Here is a 252-nt window from a genome sequence, read left to right on the forward strand (position 1 = left end):
GGCGTCCCCTAGGGGACTCGAACCCCTGTTACCGCCGTGAAAGGGCGGTGTCCTAGGCCACTAGACGAAGGGGACACGCTACCCGGAACACATGGTGTGTGTTTCGGTGTCCAGATCCGCCTCCGAAGAGTTGGCTCTGGTTTCACTCAGCACCGCCCTGAAGCGTTGCTGTTTAAAATTGGAGCGGGAAACGAGACTCGAACTCGCGACCCCGACCTTGGCAAGGTCGTGCTCTACCAACTGAGCTATTCC

At 58.7% G+C, this 252-nt stretch carries 1 tRNA gene; it reads right to left on the reverse strand.

Annotation, left to right across the window (positions count from 1 at the left end):
* Positions 1-2 precede the first annotated feature (2 nt).
* Positions 3-75, reverse strand: a tRNA-Glu gene (locus ACKUG4_RS28245).
* Positions 76-252: the final 177 nt, after the last annotated feature.

It is taken from the genome of Candidatus Pseudomonas auctus (genome assembly GCF_048654275.1).
GTDB classification, from domain to species: Bacteria; Pseudomonadota; Gammaproteobacteria; order Pseudomonadales; family Pseudomonadaceae; genus Aquipseudomonas; species Aquipseudomonas pharyngis.